Here is a 16,811-nt window from a genome sequence, read left to right as displayed (position 1 = left end):
GTTATGGTCGATCCCCTTTCCACCATCGTTTCACCTCGAATGGCCCCTTGGTACACGGCTTTCGATCGAGACCTCCCGGCAGACATATTTATAATATGGGAAGTATTTACCAAAAACAGACAACTCTGATGTCGGTCGTGGTGGGTGGATGACAACACGAACGTTCGTCGCTCGAGGCGCGGCCGGAGTCGTCGTCCTCGCCGTCGCCCTGCTCGTCGTCGGGCAGGTACTTGGTCAGCCGATCCTGCTGGGCTACGTTGCGACGGGAAGCATGGAGCCGGCGATGGACGCCGGCGACGGGTTCGTCGCCGTGCCCAGCGCCGTCGCTGGTTCGCCGAGCGAGGGCGACGTGGTCGTTTTCGACGCTCAGGAACTCCACGGCGGCGAGCTGACGACACACCGGATCGTCGAGGAAACCCCGGAGGGGTACGTGACGGCGGGCGACGCGAACCCCTTCACCGATCAGGGCGGCGACGAGCCGCCGGTGAGCGACGAGCAGATCGTCGCCGTCGCCTGGCAGCCGGGCGGTGAGGTCCTGACGATTCCCCACCTCGGAACTGCCATAATGGGCGTTCAGGGTACCCTCGAGTCGGCCTACGGGGCAGTCGCCTCGGTCGTCGGCGTCTCGACGGCCGACAGTCACAGCCTGGGCTCGGTGCTGGTCGGGTTCGGCATCGCGCTGTTCGGAGTGGGAGTGCTCCTCGAGCGCGCGGGCGTCGCTCGACGCGAGGCAACGCGGTCGACCGCCCGGGAGAACGTCTACGCGTTCTGGGGGACCGTCGCGCTCGTGGTGTTCGTGATCGTCGCGCTGGCGACCGCGGCGATGGTGGTTCCCGCCGGCAGCTACGAGTACGAGGTCGCCGTCACGGAGTCGCCGACCGACGATCCCCAGATCCTGGCCCCGGGCGAGACGACCGAACTGACTCGAGAGGTCGAGAACGCGGGCTACGCCCCGGTGGTCGTCGTCCATGAGACCGGCGGAGGACTCGAGGCCCAGCCCGGATCGCAAACCCTCGGCCCCCGCTCCGACGGCGCGACGACGCTGTCGGTGTCGGCGCCGGAGGAGACCGGCGAGTACACCAGTTCCGTCGGGGAGTACCGCTACCTCGCCGTCTTACCCCCCGCACTGCTCGTCTGGCTGCACGGCATCCACCCCCTCGCCGCGATCGCCGCCGTCGATCTCGTCCTCGTCGGCGTCGTCGTCGTGGCCGTCGCGCTCCTGTTCGGGCGAGGCGACTTCCGGATCCGGAGCCCGGGCGATCACATCCCGCTCTCGACGCGTCTTCGGCGCCGACTCCGTCGATGGCGGTAGGCGACTTGCGGGCCACTACCGTTATCACGATCGGGATACGTCGTGTGTATATGAACAGTTCTCCCGAACGACCTGTTCGCTCGAGATACATTCGGAGTCGAGCGCGGGAGACTGGCGGCGAGCCGGATGGGGGGACGATCCGTGATCGATAACCCGCGACTGGACCTGGTGATCGCGGACCGCGGCCGAATTCTCGCGATCGTCCTCGCGCTTGTGGGAGTGCTCGCGCTCGTCGGCGCCGGCTGGGTCGCGGCGACGCCGGGGACGTCGACGACGGCCGAGGAGGTCGATCGGGAGACCGTCGCGACCGAGGGGACGACGAGCGCGACGGTCGTCGAGGACGGCCCCTGGGAGGTCGGCACCGAACTCGAGGACAACCCGGTGTACACCCTGCCCGAGGTGCCGGCGCTAACCCTCACCGCGGAGACGACGGTTCCGAGCGACGACGCCGAGGTCGCCCACGAGGTCCGCGTCCGCCACGAGGCCGAACACGACGAGGCGGTCTTCTGGGCGGAGACGGTCCGGGAGGAGCGGACCGTCGCCACCGTCGAGGACGGCGTCGCGCGCTCGGAGACGACGATCGACGTCGACGCGCTCGCGGCCGAGCGGGCGGACGTCGAGACGGAGTTCGAAAGCGTCGGAGCCGTTCGGACGGTGCTCGAGGTCGTCGCCGTCTACGATACCGGCACCCACGCGGACGAACAGACGCTGTCGAGCCCCCTCGAGCTGACCGAAGACGCCTACTGGCTCGAGGAGGAGCTGACGGCGTCGACCGACCACAGCGAGACGGCGCAGGTCGAGGTCCAGGAATCGCCGAACGCGGCGGCCGTCGCCGGGCTGGCGACGGTCGGGTTGCTTGCACTCGCCGGCGCTGGGGTCGTTCACACGCGGCGCCCGATCGACGCCGAGTCGGCCCGCCGCTCCGTCCACGAGCGTCGCTACGCGGAGTGGATCTCGGCGGGATCGATTCCGATGTGGGTCGGGGACTACCACGTCGAACTCGAGACCCTCGAGGACGTCGTCGACGTCGCCATCGACACGAGCGCACGCGTCGTCCACGACCGCCAGCGGGGACTGTTCGCCGTCGTCAACGACGACGTCGTCTACTACTACTCCGAACGCGGCCAGTGGGAGAAAACCGCCTGGCCGGAACTCGATCTCGGGAACTCGACTCCGGAGGCGACCGACGAAACCGCGATTCGTCCGAACGAATCGTTCGGCGAGCTTCCGGATCCGGACGACGACGACGCCTGGGAACGGATCTGAGTCGTCCGTCGACCGAACGGGACCGCAGCCCCGATTTCGGGTAACCTTTTTGAGGGGTTCCCGCTCGAGCTGACTGATCGGTCAAATAGTCGCGATTTCCCGCGATAGAACCCATAACTCCATTTTACTCGCTCCGACCGGCCAATATATTATCTCGAACTCTTCCCCTGTAAGGCTCAACTTTTATACTACTGGGAGCTTTCGAATCGTAATATGACCGCGACTGACGGCGAGGACCTCGAGGATCTGCCACCGAGCGCGAAACTCGTGTTCAAGGTTCTCGAGTACGACGGTCCGCTGACACAGAAACAGATCGTCGAGGAGTCGATGCTCTCGGCTCGAACCGTCCGCTACGCCCTCGAGCGCCTCGAGGAGATCGGCATCGTCGACGAGGACATTTACTTTGCGGACGCCAGGCAGAGCCTCTACCGGCTCGAGGAGCCCGTCGCGGCCGACGGCAGCGGCGTCGAGGAATCCCCGAAGAAGGACGCCTGCTGCGCGGAGTAGCCGGGAAGCGGCAGGATTATTTTTCAGTGGTGATCGCCTCCGTGTATGGACAAGGAGCGATTGCCCCGGTGGGGGTGGCTGTTGGCCGGGCTGTTCGTCATGTCTATCGTCGCACAGATACTCAACCAGCTCGTGTTGTTTCCGGCCGGGCTGCCGGAGGCGTACCAGTCGATCACGGTTATCACGCTCATGTCGCCGGTGTTGATCTACGTCGGCGTCTGGTACGACGAGGACCGCCAGCACTACTGGGAACGATCACAGGAACGGATCGTCGGCGACCTGGCGTTTGTCGTCGCCGGTGCGGCGCTCGGTTCGGCGATCGTGCTGGTCGCCATCGTCGACCTCGGACTGCCCCAGATCGTCCAGGACATCGTCGCGATGGCCGTCGGCTTCATGCTCTCGTGGGGGCTGTTCTGGTGGCGAAATCCCGACGTCTACCTCGAGTAGTGGTCAGGGATCGACCGACTCGAACCCGTCGCGGTTCGCGATCCCCGGCGTGTGCGGCGTCGCCCGCTTGTGCGCCGTTTCGGCGAACAGCGAGACGATCTCGCGGGCGAGGTCGGGCTCGATCTCGAGGGCGGCGATCGCCTGCTCGAGGGAGTCGCCCTCGTCGACGAGGCGGTAGAGCAGGGGATCGATGACGTCGTAGGTGGCGCCGAGTTCGCCGGCGTCGGTCTGGGTGGCCCAGAAGCCGGCGGTCGGCGTCTTGCTGATGATGCGTCGCGGAACGCCGAGTCGCTTGGCGAGCGCCCGGACCTCGGTCTTGTAGAGGTCGCCGATCGGATACGTATCCGCGGCACCGTCGCCGTACTTCGTGAAGTATCCGAGCAGGAGTTCCGAGCGGTTCGCCGTTCCGACGACGAGCCGGGACTCACGATTGGCCGCGTAGTACGCACAGCACATCCGTAGCCGTGCGATCACGTTCCCGATCGCGCGGTTGCGCTCGTTGGGTCGGTCGGCTGATTTCGGTTCGAACTTCGCGGCGACCGTCTCCTCGAAGGCACCCAGCAGCGGCTGCAGCTGGATCTCGCGGAACTCCATGCCGAGCCCGTCCGCGATCGTCCGGGCCTCGTTGACCTGCGTGCGGTCGCTCTTGTGACAGGGCAGGCCGAGCCCGAGCACCCGATCGCTGCCCAGCGCCTCGACCGCCAGCGCGGCGGTCACCGTCGAATCGATCCCGCCGCTCATCGCGACGACGACGCCGTCCGCACCGGCGTCGGCGACGGTTCGGCGAAGGTCGTCGGCGATCCGTTCCCGAACCGTCTCGAGGGCGTCCCGATCAGTAATGAACGGTCCGACACCGTTCTCGAGTTCCGAGTAGACGAACGTTTTCCTTTTAGCACCCATAGTTGAATCACGTGGTGTTGATCTACGACTAGCCAGACATTTGTCTCCGTTAAGTGTTTTGCGATTATATTGCTAGTAGTCTCGGTTTGGGTGCAGGTATCACGAGCTACTGCCGGAGTAGAACGGAGTGATATGTATATATACGCCATAGAATTTGATGATCTAAATATCTGATTCGGATCGGGGAACCTCACTCCCACTCTTCGAAACGGGGGTGTCGAAGGAGTCCGATGCTCGTCTCGCTCCAGTCGCGTCACTCGCGGGACGACTACGAGGGGACGACCGTAATCGGGTCCTTCCGATCGATCGCCTGCTCGAGATCGTCCGCGATCGCGCTGCCTCGCGAGACCTGGATCTCGCCGCCGCGGCTCACCGTCGCGGTGAAGAGGTAGTCGCCGCCGGCCTGGACCTCGACGGTCTCGCCGTGGCTGCCATCGACAGGGATGACGATATGTCTCGAGGTGATCTCAGGGGTGACCATCTCGCCGGGCTGGGAGCCGGCGGCGTTTCCGCCCCCGCCGCCTCCGCTACCGCCGCTTCCGGCCCCGTAGTTCGGGTTCTCGTCGTGGGTTCGGACGTCGATATCGATTCCGAGGCGGTTCTCGATGTCGGTGATCCGGCCGCCACCCTTGCCGATCACGCTCGAGATGTCGTCCTCTTCGACGTAGGTGACCGCCTTGTCCTGGCTCTTGAGGTCGACGTCGACGTACCCTCGTGCGACCGACCGGATCTCGCGTTCGATCTCCTGTTTGGCGATGCGGTCGACGCCCGACTCGCTGCCGGGGCCGCCCTCCTCGTCGTTGAGCGGAACGGTGACGACCTGGCGGTTGAAGGTGTAGATCTCGTAGTCGGGTTCGCCCGTCTCGAAGTCGGTGACCTGGATGACGGGTCGAGCGAGATCCTCCTCGGTGAGTCCCGCGGGGACCTTGACCTCGGTCCGGACGTCGTAGACGGTGTCGACCTCCCCGGCCTCGATGTAGACGACGGTGTCGACGACCTGTGGGATCATTCCGAGTTCGACGCGACCGACGAGCCGCTGGAGCGCGTCGATCGGGCGGGTCGCGTGGACGACCCCGATCATGCCGACGCCGGCCAGGCGCATGTCCGCGAAGACCTCGAAGTCGTCGGTCTTGCGGACCTCGTCGTAGATGGTGTAGTCCGGTCGAACCATCAGCAGGGCGTCGGCCGTCTTCTCCATCTGGCCCGCGAGTTCGGTGTACTGGGTGATCTCGGGGCCGACCTGCAGGTCCCGCGGCTTCTCCATCGTCTTGACCGCGTAATCGTTGTCGGAGATGAAGCGAGCGACCGCCTGCGCGAACGTCGACTTCCCGGCGCCGGGCGCACCCGAGATCAGCACGCCGCGCTGGCGCTCGAGCAGCCGCTCTTTGAGTTCGTCGGCGTTCTCGTAGTCCTCGATGTCGGTCTGGGCGATCGGGCGGACGGCGGTGATCTCGATGCCGTCCGAGAACGGGGGTCGACCGATGGCGATCCGGTAGTCCCGGAACTGGACGATCTTCATCCCCGGCTCCGAGAGCTCGATGAAGCCGTCGTGGGACTCCTTGGCGCCGTCGACGATCTCGCGGGCGTACTCGTCGATCGTCTCCTCGTCGAGCGGTTCGTCGGCGATCTCCTCGTAGCGCATCTCGCCGAGTTCTCCTCGCTTGGCCTTCGGAACGGCGCCGGCCCGAAGGTGGACGCTCATCGTCCCGTCGTCGAAGAACTCCTCGATCGTCAGCGTGCCGACCTCCCGGACTTCCGGCGAGACGTGCTCGACCTCGAGGCCCTTCGCCTGAGCGACCTCGGCCTGGACGATGTCGCTCGTCAGGAACGTGGCGCCGAGATCCTCCGCGAGGTCGCGGATCAGGGCGTCGATCTCCCCCTCGGAGGCGTGGCCGCGCTCGATGGCGTTCGGTCGGTCGCCGACGTACTCGAGGGTGATCGTCCCCTCGTCGGCGAGTTCCGCGAGCCGCTGGAGCTCCGAGAGGCCGTCCCAGCCGCTGTCGAGGCCGTCGTTGGCCTGCGCCTCGAGTTCCGCGACGACTGCCTCCGGCACCGAAATCGTCGCTCCCTCGAACTGCCCGTCTTCGATCGTCGCCGAGACGCGGCCGTCGATGACCACGCTCGTATCCGGCACGACATTCATACCGTCTCCTGGGTCCCGAACGCCAATAAGGGTGTTCAAGCACATGAAGGGGGCGTCAGTCGCTCTCACGACTGCGGTGCAATCAACTTCCCCGAGGTGGAAGGTGCCGCCATGTCGGTCATCGATTTGACCCGGAAGCTCGTACGGACGCCGAGTCACGAGGACGAGACGGCCGCGGGGGACCTCCTCGAGGAGTGGCTGCGCCGCGAGACCACGGCGGAGGTAACGCGGGACGAGGTCGGCAACGTTTTCGCCAGGAAGGGGGCGGGCGAGGAGACGCTCGCGTTGGTCGGCCACCACGACGTCGTCGAACCCGCCGACTCGCAGGTCGTTGCGGGCGGCGACGAGTACGTCGTCGAGGAGCGTGACGGCCGACTGTACGGTCGGGGAACGGCGGACATGAAGGGGGCGGTCGCCGCGGCGGCGGTCGCGTTCCGCGATGCGGAACCTGCCGGCGAACTCGTCTTCGCGAGCTTCGTCGGCGAGGAAGTCGGAGGGGTCGGCGCCCGCCACGCCATCGAGGGGGGGTTCGCGCCCGACTATGCGATCGTCGGCGAGGGTTCGACCGGGTACTCCGCACCCGGCGTCACCGACGTCGCCGTCGCCCACAAGGGCCGCCGCGGGAGCACGATCACCGCACGGGGCGAGCGAGCCCACGCGAGCGAACAGGAGGCCGGCGAGAACGCGATCTACCGGGCGAGCGACGCCGTCGATATCGTTCGGGGGCTCGAGGCGCCGACGGTCGAGGTGGCCGGCGAGCGACTCACGGGTAGCGTCGTCGTCACCGAGATCGAGGGAGGAACGGCGATGAACGTCGTTCCCGACCGCTGCGAGGTGACGGTCGACGAACGGACCGTTCCGGGGAGGCGAGCGGATCTCGAGGGCGTCGAGGAACTCGAGGGCGTCGAGTGGACGATCGATCAGGATCTGCCACCGATGGAGTGTGGCGACGAGGCGTTCGCCGAGGCGGTCCTCGAGGCGGCCGACGGCGCCCAGTCGGGCGCGCCGGAACTCGTGACGAAACCGCACGCGACCGACGCCGGCTGGCTCTCTCGAGCGGGGACCGAGTGCGTGATCTGTGGCGCCTCGGAGCCCGGCGAAGCCCACACCGATACCGAGAGCGTCTCGATCGCGATGCTCGAGCGCTGTGCCGACCTCTACCGGCGCGCGGCCGAGACGTGGCCGCAATAACAGCCTACTCGCGGTTCGCTGGATCGTCGGTCTCGTCAGTCGGCGAGGAGACGTCGGCTGAACCGGTTGACGGCTCGGATTCTTCGCTGCTTGCCGGTTCCGTCGCGTCACGTTCGTCCGCGGCGCGGTCGTCGTCTACGTCCGCGTTACGTTCGGTGACGTTCTCGCTGCCACACTCCGGGCACGCCTGCTCGGTGTAGAACGTGTTTCCACACTCCTCGCAGCGGTACCCCGCCTCGTCGGCGGCTGCCTCCTTTGCCTCGTGCGTGAACTCGCCGACCTTCCGGCCGAGCTTCTCGAACAGTCCCATTGGTTACGAATTAGCGATCGATCCGGATAACTCTTCACCGTCGAGGGAGCGACACCGGACGAGCCATCGGGGATCGCGAGGTCCGGAGTACCGCTCGCACGACCGGTCGTCGACGCCGCGCTCGAGCACCGCGATCGGGCGGCGAACTAACGGGTCGCTGCCGTACTCGGGTCGTCCCGTCCGACCGGCAAAAAACGAAGGCGTGCGTAACGCGATACGGTTGGACGGTCAGGCGCCGGGGACGCCGGCCGCTTCGAACCCGGTGAGCCCGACGAACGCGAGCACGTACAGCACGACGAGCACCGACAGCCAGGCGACGAGGGTGATCGTCAGCGCCGCGATCCAGCCGCCCGGATACCGGGAGTTAATCACGGCGAGGTACGCGAGGAACACCAGTATCGGGCCCAACAGCGGTATCCACCCGAAAAAGAACCCGACGACCGCCCAGACGATCGCGCCGATGAGGGCGGTAATAAACGCGTAGGTGTAGTCCTCGACGTCGACGACGAACTTCGCCCCGAGGAAGATCCCGAGGGCACCAATCAACAGGCTGACGATGAACACGACGAGTGATGCGACGACCATTGCATCACGTTACTCACCAGTCCGAACAAACAGTCCGTGGCTTGCAGTTCCCACAGGTATATCATTCTCGAGCGGTTTCCGGAGAACTGAACCGAAACCGTCGCGGCGAGCCCGTTCCGGAACCACGACGTTGATGACACTCCCGTAAGTATTGCCAGCCAATGGCAACCGATCAGGCCCAGAGCGAGCAGCGGGGCGAGACCTACGACCAGTTCGAAGAACGGATCACGCGGATCTCGAACGTCGGCAACGCGGCCGGCATCCTCCGGTGGGACCAGGAGGTCGTCATGCCCGAGGAGGGGACGCCGGCCCGCGCACAGCAGCTCTCGGCGCTGTCCTCGATCAGCCACGAGCTGCTCACGGCGGACGAGACCGGCGACCTGCTCGAGGAGCTCGAATCTGCCGATCTCGAGGACGAACAGCAGGCCGCGGTTCGGGAGGTCCGCAGGCAGTACGACCGCGAAACCAGCGTCCCCCAGGAACTCGTCGAGGAGATCTCCGAGACGACGGCCAACGCCCACCCGACCTGGAAGCAAGCGAAGGAGGAAGACGACTTCGAGCAGTTCGCGCCGACCCTCGAGAAGCTCGTCGAACTCAAGCGGGAGTACGCCGAGCACATCGATCCCGACGCCGACCCCTACGCCGTGCTGTTCGCCGACTACGAGCCCTACCTGGACCTCGAGACCGCCGAGCGCGTGCTCGAGCGCCTGCGCGAGGAACTCGTCCCGCTGATCGACGCGATCCAGGGTGCCGACGTCGATCTGGCGACCGACACCTTCGCGGGCGAGTTCGACGACGACGATCAGGAGGCGCTGGCCCGCGACGTCCTCGACGCACTGGGCTACGACTGGGGTCGCGGTCGCCTCGACACCGCGCCCCACCCCTTCTCCTCGGGGACGCAGTTCGACGCCCGCGTCACGACCCGATTCGAGGAGGACGACCTGTTGGGGTCGCTGACCTCGACGATCCACGAGTTCGGCCACGCCAACTACACGCTCGGCCTCCCGGACGAGGCCTACGGCACTCCCCTCGGCGAGTCCCGCGACCTCACCGTCCACGAGTCCCAGTCCCGACTCTGGGAGAACCACGTCGGCCGCTCCCGTCCGTTCTGGGAGCAGTTCCTGCCGACCGTCGCCGACCGGTTCCCGGAGCTCGAGGACGCCACCCCGGAAGACGCCTACGAGGCCGCGAACCAGGTGTACGATGACAACCTCATTCGGGTCGAGGCCGACGAACTCACCTACCACCTCCACATCGTGATCCGCTTCGAGATCGAGCGCGACCTCATTTCGGGGGATCTCGAGGTCGAGGACGTCCCAGAAGCCTGGAACGACAAGTACGAGGAGTACCTCGGCGTGCGTCCCGAGACCGACGCGGAGGGCTGCCTGCAGGACATCCACTGGTCCCACGGCTCCTTCGGCTACTTCCCGACGTACTCGCTCGGCTCGGTGCTCGCGGCCCAGCTCTATGCCGCCGCCGAGGACGACCTCGGCGATCTGGACGACGACATCGAGGCCGGCGAGTTCGACGACCTCAACGGCTGGCTCCGCGAGCAGATCCACCAGCACGGCGCGCGCTACACGACTCCCGATCTGGTCGAACACGCCACCGGCGAGGCGTACACGGCCGACTACTTCCTCGAGTACGCGAAATCGAAGTACGGCGAGCTGTACGACCTCGAGGAGTACTGAGACTCGGGGTCGACCGCCGCTTGCAGAAACGCTTAGGATCGAGCGCGCGTCTGCCCCTCACAATGAGAGACACACTCGAGCAGCAGACGGCGATCGTCACCGGGGCGAGCGCCGGGATCGGCGCGGCGACCTGTCGGGAGCTGGCGGACGCGGGGGCGAACGTCGTCCTCGCGGCCAGAAGCGAGGGCGACCTCGAGGAGCTGGCGGACGAACTCGAGACCGACCACGGCGTCGAGACGCTCGTCGTCCCGACGAACGTCCGCGAGGAGGACGACGTCGACGCCCTGATCGAGGAGACCGTCGATCGCTTCGGTGGCTTCGATATCCTGGTGAACAACGCGGGGCTCTCCCGGGGCAGCGAGATCGCCGAGATGAGCACCGAGGAGTACGAGACGATGCAGGAGACGAACGTCGACGGCGTCTTCTACGCGACCCGTGCGGCGATTCCCCACGTCCGCGAGCGGGAGGGGCACCTGATCTTTCTGGGCAGCTTCGCCGGCCAGTACCCCCGCTCCTTTAATCCGATCTACGCCGCCTCGAAGTGGTGGGTCCGGGGGTTCGCCAAGAGCGTCGCGGCCCAGGTCGGCGACGACGGCGTCGGCGTCAGCATTATCAACCCCGCGGAGGTCCGCTCGGAGTTCGAGACGACCAGCGGCGAGACGTTCGCCGAGGCCTTCGACGAGAGCGAGGCCAGCGAACCCGAGGAGGTCGCCGAGGCGATCCGGTTCGTCGCGAGCCAGGACCACTCGAGCGTGAGCGAACTCGACATCAACCGGCGGGACAAGTTCGCCGACCGGTTCTGATAAAAGGGGCTGGGAGTGCCGGCTCTACCCTTACCCCTGATCGGACTAACCTGCGTGTATGCGCATCTCGATTCCCGGCTTCGACGGCGTCTACTTCGACACCGATGCGGAGTCGTCGGCGCTGACCCTCGCCTTCACGGCGGCGGGTCGCCGCGCGCCGAAACCGCAGGGGTACGCCGTGCAGCTGCTGCCGTACCTCTGGTCGTTCGACGTCGACCTCCGCGAAGTGCCAAACGACCACCCGATCCAGTACCTCCATCCGGAGGGCGCCCAGAGCCTGGGTGAACTCCCCGCCGAACGGGGGATCCAGCAGGCGGGCGCGGAACTCGAGACCGTCCTGCGGTTCGCCTGGGCGGTCAACGACGAGGTCGAGTCGGCGACCGGCAAGATGGTCGGCCGCCAGCGCGACCACGACGGCGTCACCATCGAGATCACCGACGGCAGCGTCGGCGTCGACGGGGAGGAACTCGAGACCGACGAGTTCGATATCGACGACGACGGCGAGACGACGATCGACATCGAGGACGACCCGACCGAGCAGCCGGGCGACTCGGCGGACCCGGACCACGAGTTCGGTGACGACTCCGAGCGCGACCTCGACGAGTACTGACCTCGTCGTTCCGCCGGGGCCGCAGTTTTTGAGCCTGCCGCACCTACGACGAGTATGCGAATCGTTACGACGCTTCCCTCCGCGACCGAGCTTGTCGCCGCGCTCGGCCTCGAGCCTGTCGGCGTCTCCCACGAGTGTGATTATCCGCCGAGCGTCGCGTCGCTTCCCTCGATCACGCGCTCCCGCATCGATGCCGACGCCTCGAGCGAGGAGATCGACCGCCAGGTCCTCGAGATCGGCGAGACCGACGACGGCGTCTACGAGGTCGACGTCGACCTGCTCGAGGAACTCGACCCCGACCTGATCGTCACCCAGGGGATGTGCGACGTCTGTGCGGTCGACGAGGCCGTGATCGCAGAGGCGGTCGCGCGGATCGAGTCCGATCCCGACGTGCTCACCGTCGATCCCCACACCGTCGACGACGTGCTGGACGACCTCGAGCGGATCGGGCGCGCGACCGACCGCGAGGAGCGCGCTCGAGAGGTTCGGGCCGATCTCGAGGCACGAATCGACGCGGTGCGGGACCGCACTGCGGATATCGACGACGGCGATCGGCCCCGTGTCGCCATCTTCGACTGGACCGACCCCGCCATGATCGCGGGCCACTGGACCGCCGAACTCGTCGAGTGGGCCGGCGGCGAGTACGGGCTGGCCGACGTCGGCCAGCGCTCGACGCCCCGCGAGTGGGAGGCGATCCGCGAGTACGATCCCGAACTCGTGGTCGTCGCGCCCTGCGGGTTCGACCTCGAGCAGACCGCCGCGAATCGCACGGACCTCGCCGAGCGCGAGGGGTGGGACGACCTCGCGGCGGTCCGCGAGGGTCGGGTGTGGGCGATGGACGGCCACCACTACCTCAACCGCCCCGGTCCGCGGCTCGTGGACACCCTCGAGGCGCTGGCCCCGATCGTTCAACCGGAGCGGTTCGACGGGCCGCCCGAGTCGGTGGCGATACCGTTCGAGGTCCTCGAGGAGTTCGCGTCGAACGCGTCCGGACCGACCGAGACCCGGGCTGATCAGGCGCCCTGATCGTGCTCGTCCTTCCGAAAGCGGTTCGAGCGGAGATCGTCGAGCGGGCTCGAGACGGGCGTCCGTTCGAGATCTGTGGCGTCCTCGGGGGAGAGTACGAACCGAACGGCCGAAGCGAGGTTCGCTCGCAGTACCCCGCCGAGAACGTCGCCGAGCACCCCCGAACCCGGTATCGGATCGACCCCGAGGAACAGCTCGCGATCTTCGACCGCCTCGAGGCTCGCGGCGAGGAGATCGTCGGCTTCTACCACTCCCATCCGCAGGGCCCGCCCCATCCGAGTGAGACCGACGCGGCCGACGCGACCTGGCCCGATCGGTCGTACGTCATCGTCTCGCTCGACCCCTTCGAGATCGGGTCCTGGCGCTGGCGCGAGGACGACGGCTTCGAGGACGAGGACGTCCTGCTCGAGTGAGCATTGTCGTTCAGCGACACCGAACGGTTTCCGACCTCGGGTCCAGTTCCAGACGGCCCCCGATCGGCAGCGGCGCGATCGGGGTCGTGTGTCCCCAGTCGAGACCCAACAGGACGGGCGCGTCCGGGCTGTACCGCCGAACCTGCTCGACGACCTCGTCGTAGAGTCGCTCGCGGTAGGCCTCCCGCTGCTCGCGGGGCGGCTCCGTCAGAAAGCTCCGAGTCGGCGGGCGAGCGATCGCGACGCCGTCGAACCGCTCGAGCAGCCCGCGCTCGCCGAGACACATGAGGGTCCCACCGACGGCGTCGGGCTCGGGGATCGATTCGGCGGTCTCGAGACACAGAATCGCCCCCTCGAGGTCGGCGGGTGACGGCACGAAGCGGTCGGCAGCCAGGAACCACTCGACGATCGCGCGACAGCCGCCCCACGTTCGGCCCTCGACGGGCTCGCTCCCGCCAGCCCACCGTCGGCCCGGATTCGGCTCGTAGGCCGGCGACGAGTCCATCTCGGAGGGCTCGGTCCACCACGTCGAGGGTTCGTCGGTCCATTCGGCGGCCGGCTCGAGCCGCCCGAGGTCGTCCTCGAAGAACGCGCGCCGACAGTACCGCTCGGTGTAGGCGGGTAGCTCGCCCGGAACGGCGAGTTCGTTCATCAGCTGGGCGCCGTTGTACGAGACGACGCCGGCGTTCCACAGGAACAGCTGGAGGGCGGTGTTGTCGCTCATCCCGTAGAACCGGGTCGCGTTGGCCCGGAGGACGTCCGGATCGAGGTGTTTCAGGATCCGTAGCTGGTCGCTGCCGCCGATGGTCGCGACGAGCCCGTCGATCTCGGGGTCGCGGAAGGCGGCGTGGACGTCCGCGGCCCTGGCGCGGGGGTTGTCGGCGAGGAACGCGTTCCCCTGTCGAGCCGTCGGGTAGATCACCGGCTCGAGGTCGAACCGCTCCCGCAGTCGCTCGAGACCCAGCTCGAAGACGTGAGGTGCCTCCCGCGCGCCGCCGCTAGAGGGTGCGAGGACGGCGACGCGGTCGCCACGCTCCAGCGGCGGCGGCGTGATAAACTCGGGCATACGTCGACGTCAACCCGAGCTGACATATTTCTGTCGCGGTCGGTCGCCGAACGGCGGCCTCGAAAACGCTACTCCCAGTCGCCCTCGATCTCGTCGGCCTCCTGTCGTTTCTTCGCGGCCTCCTCGCGGAACTCCGTAATCCGGTCCTGGAGTTCGCTTCCGACGAGGTATTTGAAGTCGTCCGGCATCAGCCCACGCTGGATGTCGATCGTCACCATCGTATCGCAGCCCTCGACGATCTCGGGCGCCCACTTACCCGCCGCGAGCTTCGACTCGTCGGTGACGACCGCCTCGCCGTCCTCGACGTCGATGAAGGCGGTGACGGTGTTCCAGATTCCCGGATCGCTGGTCGTCGCCTCGTCGAACAGTCCCTCGAGCCGGCTCTCCCTGACGGGTTCGTCCCGGAGTTCGATGACGAGCTCCTCGAGTGCGTCGGCGATCGCCTCGTTCTCGGCGGCTCGCTCGCGAAGCTTCTCTGGCCCGGGGTCGTCGCGTCCGGATCGGCTCATCGGTTCCCCTCCGTCGCGATCGGTCCGTCGGTCATGGGGGTGCCTACCCGCCTCGAGACCGTAAACGTACGCTTCCGGGTCGAGCGACCGATCCCCCGGTCCGCGGGTCTCAGTCCCGCTCCCGCAGGACGTCCGGCACCCACTTCCGGTTCGGGTCGTCGGTCCGGTCCATCCAGTCGACCAGTCGCTCCCGCATCGCCTCGCGGACGTCGGCGTAGTCGGGGTGGTCGATCAGGTTCTGTAGCTCCGCGGGATCGGCTTCGAGGTCGTACAGCTCGTCGATATCGGGCCCGTTGTAGACGTACTTGTACCGCTCGGTGCGGACCATCCGCTGGGTGTAGAGGCCGAACTCCTCGCCGTGGTACTGCGCGAAGACGGAGTCGGGACGCTCCTCGGAAGCCTCGCCCTCGAGCAGGGGGACGAGACTCCGTGCGTCGAAGGAGTCCGGCACCGTGACGTCGCCCATCTCGAGGAAGGTCGCGGCCAGGTCGTGGAGGTGAACGGGAGCCTCGCAGACCGACCCGGGGTCGACGACGCCCGGCCAGCGCACCTGCAGCGGAACGCGGTAGGTGTCGTCGTACATCAGCGGTCCCTTGTTGAACTGGCGGTGGCCCCCGACGAAGTCGCCGTGGTCCGAGGCGTGGACGACCGCGGTCTCCTCCTCGAGTCCGCGTTCCTCGAGCGACTCGAGGATCCGCTCTATCTGGTCGTCGATCATCGTCACGAACCCGCGGTACTTGGCGATCGCTTCGGCCCAGGTCTCCCAGTCGAAGTCGGCGACACCCCGGTAGTGCAGGAAGTTCTCGTGGACCCGCGGTTTCCCGTCGTAGGTCTCGGCGTAGCTGTCGGGTCGCTCGACGTCTTCGGGGTCGTACATCGAGGCGTAGGGTTCGGGAACGACGTAGGGGTGGTGGGGACCGTAGAAATCCGCCCGGTGGAAGAACGGCTCCTCGCGGTCGCTCTCGGCGTGGGCCTCGATCGCGTCGATCGTCCGTTCGGCGAGGAAGTACGCGCGGGTGTCCTCGACGTCGACGGGCGTCTTCGCGGCGACGAAGGTTCCGTCCTCGCTCCCGCCGCGGGTGTAGATCTCGTCCTCGAGGTCGGTTTCCTCGAGGGGCGTCCCTCGATCCTCGCGGTACTCGCGGAACGCCTCGTCGATGTCGTCGTGGTGTACGTCGCTGCCGCCCAGATAGGCGAAGCCGAAGTCCTCGGGGGTCTGGTCGTCGCCGACGTGCCACTTGCCGGTGTAGGTCAGTTCGTATCCCGCCTTGGCGAGCAGTTCGGAGAACGTCGGCAGCTCCGTCGGCAGGTTCGCCCGGATCGCGTCGGCCTCGTGGCTGTTGTTCAGCATCCCGTGGCCGTGGGGGAAGAGTCCGGTCAGCAGGGAGGCCCGGGCGCTCGTACAGATGCTGATCGGGGTAAACGCCCGTTCGAAGCGCATCCCCTCGCTCGAGAGCCGATCCATCGTGGGCGTCTCGACGGGCGGACCGTCGGGCGCGGAGTAGTCGTACCGCTCCTGATCGCTGAGGACGAACAACACGTTCGGACGACCGTCGGCGTCTGGCATCGGGCGTCGTACGGCAGGGCCGCAGTTAACGGTGGCCTTGCAGGGCCGTCGATTCGACCGTAATTCCCGGGATCGAACCAGATAATTCAAGAACCCGTACTCGAAACTCCGGATGTGCCAGTCGCGTACTGCGAGGAGTGTGAGTGGAGCCGTCGCGTCGAGGACGATGCCGACGGCGAACTCAACGAGGTGATGATCCGCCACTACATCGAGACCGGTCACTCGGTCGAGCAACGCGACGAGCAGGGGTCGGACCGCGAACTCGAGTCGTAGCGGGAGTTGTGGTACGAGTTCTGTACTTGAGTCGTAAATTGCCTCGGGGTCAAGCCCCGAGGCTTTCGCATGGACTCCCGTTCTATGCCTCAACCGAGGCAGGGGGCACGTACTCCCCGCTCACGTTCAGCATCCCGCGATTCAAGCGCACATCTACGGGTGCACCTCCATCGTCTGCGTTTTGCCGACGAC

Annotated in this window: 18 protein-coding genes and 1 pseudogene; 11 read left to right on the top strand and 8 right to left on the bottom strand. The window is 66.8% G+C overall.

Annotated features, from left to right (window positions below):
* Window positions 1–148 precede the first annotated feature (148 nt).
* From ACNA7R_RS11310 to ACNA7R_RS11295, 4 genes are all read left to right on the top strand, one after another.
* On the top strand, window positions 149–1,312 hold the full coding sequence (locus ACNA7R_RS11310; RefSeq protein WP_416283669.1) for a S26 family signal peptidase: 1,164 nt from the start codon (window positions 149–151) through the stop codon (window positions 1,310–1,312).
* 141 nt (window positions 1,313–1,453) lie between these two features.
* A complete protein-coding gene (locus tag ACNA7R_RS11305; protein WP_416283668.1) occupies window positions 1,454–2,578 on the top strand; it encodes a DUF5305 domain-containing protein in 1,125 nt (374 codons plus the stop codon).
* A gap of 213 nt (window positions 2,579–2,791) precedes the next feature.
* Window positions 2,792–3,085: a winged helix-turn-helix domain-containing protein gene (locus ACNA7R_RS11300; RefSeq protein ID WP_015321623.1), complete on the top strand. Its 294-nt coding sequence runs from the start codon at window positions 2,792–2,794 to the stop codon at window positions 3,083–3,085.
* Between the two features lie 45 nt (window positions 3,086–3,130).
* A complete protein-coding gene (locus ACNA7R_RS11295; protein ID WP_416283667.1) occupies window positions 3,131–3,532 on the top strand; it encodes a hypothetical protein in 402 nt (133 codons plus the stop codon).
* Between the two features lie 3 nt (window positions 3,533–3,535).
* On the opposite strand, the gene ACNA7R_RS11290 is transcribed toward ACNA7R_RS11295, so the two are convergent.
* Both ACNA7R_RS11290 and ACNA7R_RS11285 read right to left on the bottom strand, forming a co-directional pair.
* Complete coding sequence (locus ACNA7R_RS11290; RefSeq protein ID WP_416283666.1) at window positions 3,536–4,432, bottom strand: NAD+ synthase; 897 nt, start codon at window positions 4,430–4,432, stop codon at window positions 3,536–3,538.
* Window positions 4,433–4,700: 268 nt separating this feature from the next.
* The gene (locus ACNA7R_RS11285) at window positions 4,701–6,575 is read right to left on the bottom strand and encodes a PINc/VapC family ATPase (protein WP_416283665.1); all 1,875 of its coding nucleotides are present in this window, start codon (window positions 6,573–6,575) and stop codon (window positions 4,701–4,703) included.
* Between the two features lie 111 nt (window positions 6,576–6,686).
* On the opposite strand from ACNA7R_RS11285, the gene ACNA7R_RS11280 reads away from it, so the two are divergent.
* Entirely contained in the window at window positions 6,687–7,766 is a 1,080-nt protein-coding gene (locus tag ACNA7R_RS11280; protein WP_416283664.1) for a M20 family metallopeptidase, read from the top strand.
* Between the two features lie 4 nt (window positions 7,767–7,770).
* Here the strand turns inward: ACNA7R_RS11280 and ACNA7R_RS11275 are convergent, their stop codons facing one another.
* Both ACNA7R_RS11275 and ACNA7R_RS11270 read right to left on the bottom strand, forming a co-directional pair.
* Window positions 7,771–8,076: an FmdB family zinc ribbon protein gene (locus ACNA7R_RS11275; protein ID WP_416283663.1), complete on the bottom strand. Its 306-nt coding sequence runs from the start codon at window positions 8,074–8,076 to the stop codon at window positions 7,771–7,773.
* Window positions 8,077–8,304: 228 nt separating this feature from the next.
* Window positions 8,305–8,661, bottom strand: coding sequence for a hypothetical protein (locus tag ACNA7R_RS11270; protein ID WP_416283662.1), 357 nt, complete (start codon window positions 8,659–8,661; stop codon window positions 8,305–8,307).
* A 161-nt stretch (window positions 8,662–8,822) separates the two neighbouring features.
* Between ACNA7R_RS11270 and ACNA7R_RS11265 the strand changes: the two genes are divergently transcribed.
* The 5 genes from ACNA7R_RS11265 (at window position 8,823) to ACNA7R_RS11245 (ending at window position 13,204) form a co-directional block, all read left to right on the top strand.
* Window positions 8,823–10,352 (top strand): carboxypeptidase M32, encoded by a 1,530-nt coding sequence (locus tag ACNA7R_RS11265; RefSeq protein WP_416283661.1) that lies wholly within the window; start codon window positions 8,823–8,825, stop codon window positions 10,350–10,352.
* A 62-nt stretch (window positions 10,353–10,414) separates the two neighbouring features.
* Window positions 10,415–11,155 carry an SDR family oxidoreductase gene (locus ACNA7R_RS11260; RefSeq protein ID WP_416283660.1) on the top strand — a complete coding sequence of 247 codons (741 nt, stop codon included), beginning with the start codon at window positions 10,415–10,417 and terminating at the stop codon, window positions 11,153–11,155.
* 58 nt (window positions 11,156–11,213) lie between these two features.
* The gene (locus tag ACNA7R_RS11255; RefSeq protein ID WP_416283659.1) at window positions 11,214–11,765 is read left to right on the top strand and encodes a hypothetical protein; all 552 of its coding nucleotides are present in this window, start codon (window positions 11,214–11,216) and stop codon (window positions 11,763–11,765) included.
* A 54-nt stretch (window positions 11,766–11,819) separates the two neighbouring features.
* Window positions 11,820–12,791 (top strand): cobalamin-binding protein, encoded by a 972-nt coding sequence (locus ACNA7R_RS11250; RefSeq protein WP_416283658.1) that lies wholly within the window; start codon window positions 11,820–11,822, stop codon window positions 12,789–12,791.
* A 2-nt stretch (window positions 12,792–12,793) separates the two neighbouring features.
* Window positions 12,794–13,204 carry a desampylase gene (locus ACNA7R_RS11245; protein ID WP_416283657.1) on the top strand — a complete coding sequence of 137 codons (411 nt, stop codon included), beginning with the start codon at window positions 12,794–12,796 and terminating at the stop codon, window positions 13,202–13,204.
* 10 nt (window positions 13,205–13,214) lie between these two features.
* Here ACNA7R_RS11245 and ACNA7R_RS11240 read toward each other — a convergent pair whose 3' ends face one another.
* From ACNA7R_RS11240 to ACNA7R_RS11230, 3 genes are all read right to left on the bottom strand, one after another.
* Complete coding sequence (locus ACNA7R_RS11240; protein ID WP_416283656.1) at window positions 13,215–14,270, bottom strand: S66 family peptidase; 1,056 nt, start codon at window positions 14,268–14,270, stop codon at window positions 13,215–13,217.
* Window positions 14,271–14,338: 68 nt separating this feature from the next.
* Window positions 14,339–14,779 carry a hypothetical protein gene (locus tag ACNA7R_RS11235; protein WP_416283655.1) on the bottom strand — a complete coding sequence of 147 codons (441 nt, stop codon included), beginning with the start codon at window positions 14,777–14,779 and terminating at the stop codon, window positions 14,339–14,341.
* A 109-nt stretch (window positions 14,780–14,888) separates the two neighbouring features.
* Entirely contained in the window at window positions 14,889–16,346 is a 1,458-nt protein-coding gene (locus ACNA7R_RS11230; protein WP_416283654.1) for a sulfatase-like hydrolase/transferase, read from the bottom strand.
* A 114-nt stretch (window positions 16,347–16,460) separates the two neighbouring features.
* Here ACNA7R_RS11230 and ACNA7R_RS11225 point away from each other — a divergent pair, with 114 nt between their 5' ends.
* Window positions 16,461–16,619 (top strand): hypothetical protein, encoded by a 159-nt coding sequence (locus ACNA7R_RS11225; RefSeq protein ID WP_416283653.1) that lies wholly within the window; start codon window positions 16,461–16,463, stop codon window positions 16,617–16,619.
* Window positions 16,620–16,701: 82 nt separating this feature from the next.
* Here ACNA7R_RS11225 and ACNA7R_RS11220 read toward each other — a convergent pair.
* Window positions 16,702–16,811: pseudogene (locus tag ACNA7R_RS11220) on the bottom strand (transposase); the annotation flags it as partial.

The organism is Natronococcus sp., from assembly GCF_047921035.1.
Classification (GTDB): Archaea; Halobacteriota; Halobacteria; order Halobacteriales; family Natrialbaceae; genus Natronococcus.
The sequence above is the reverse complement of the archived record's forward strand: the minus strand, read 5'-3'. Positions and strand labels throughout refer to the sequence as shown.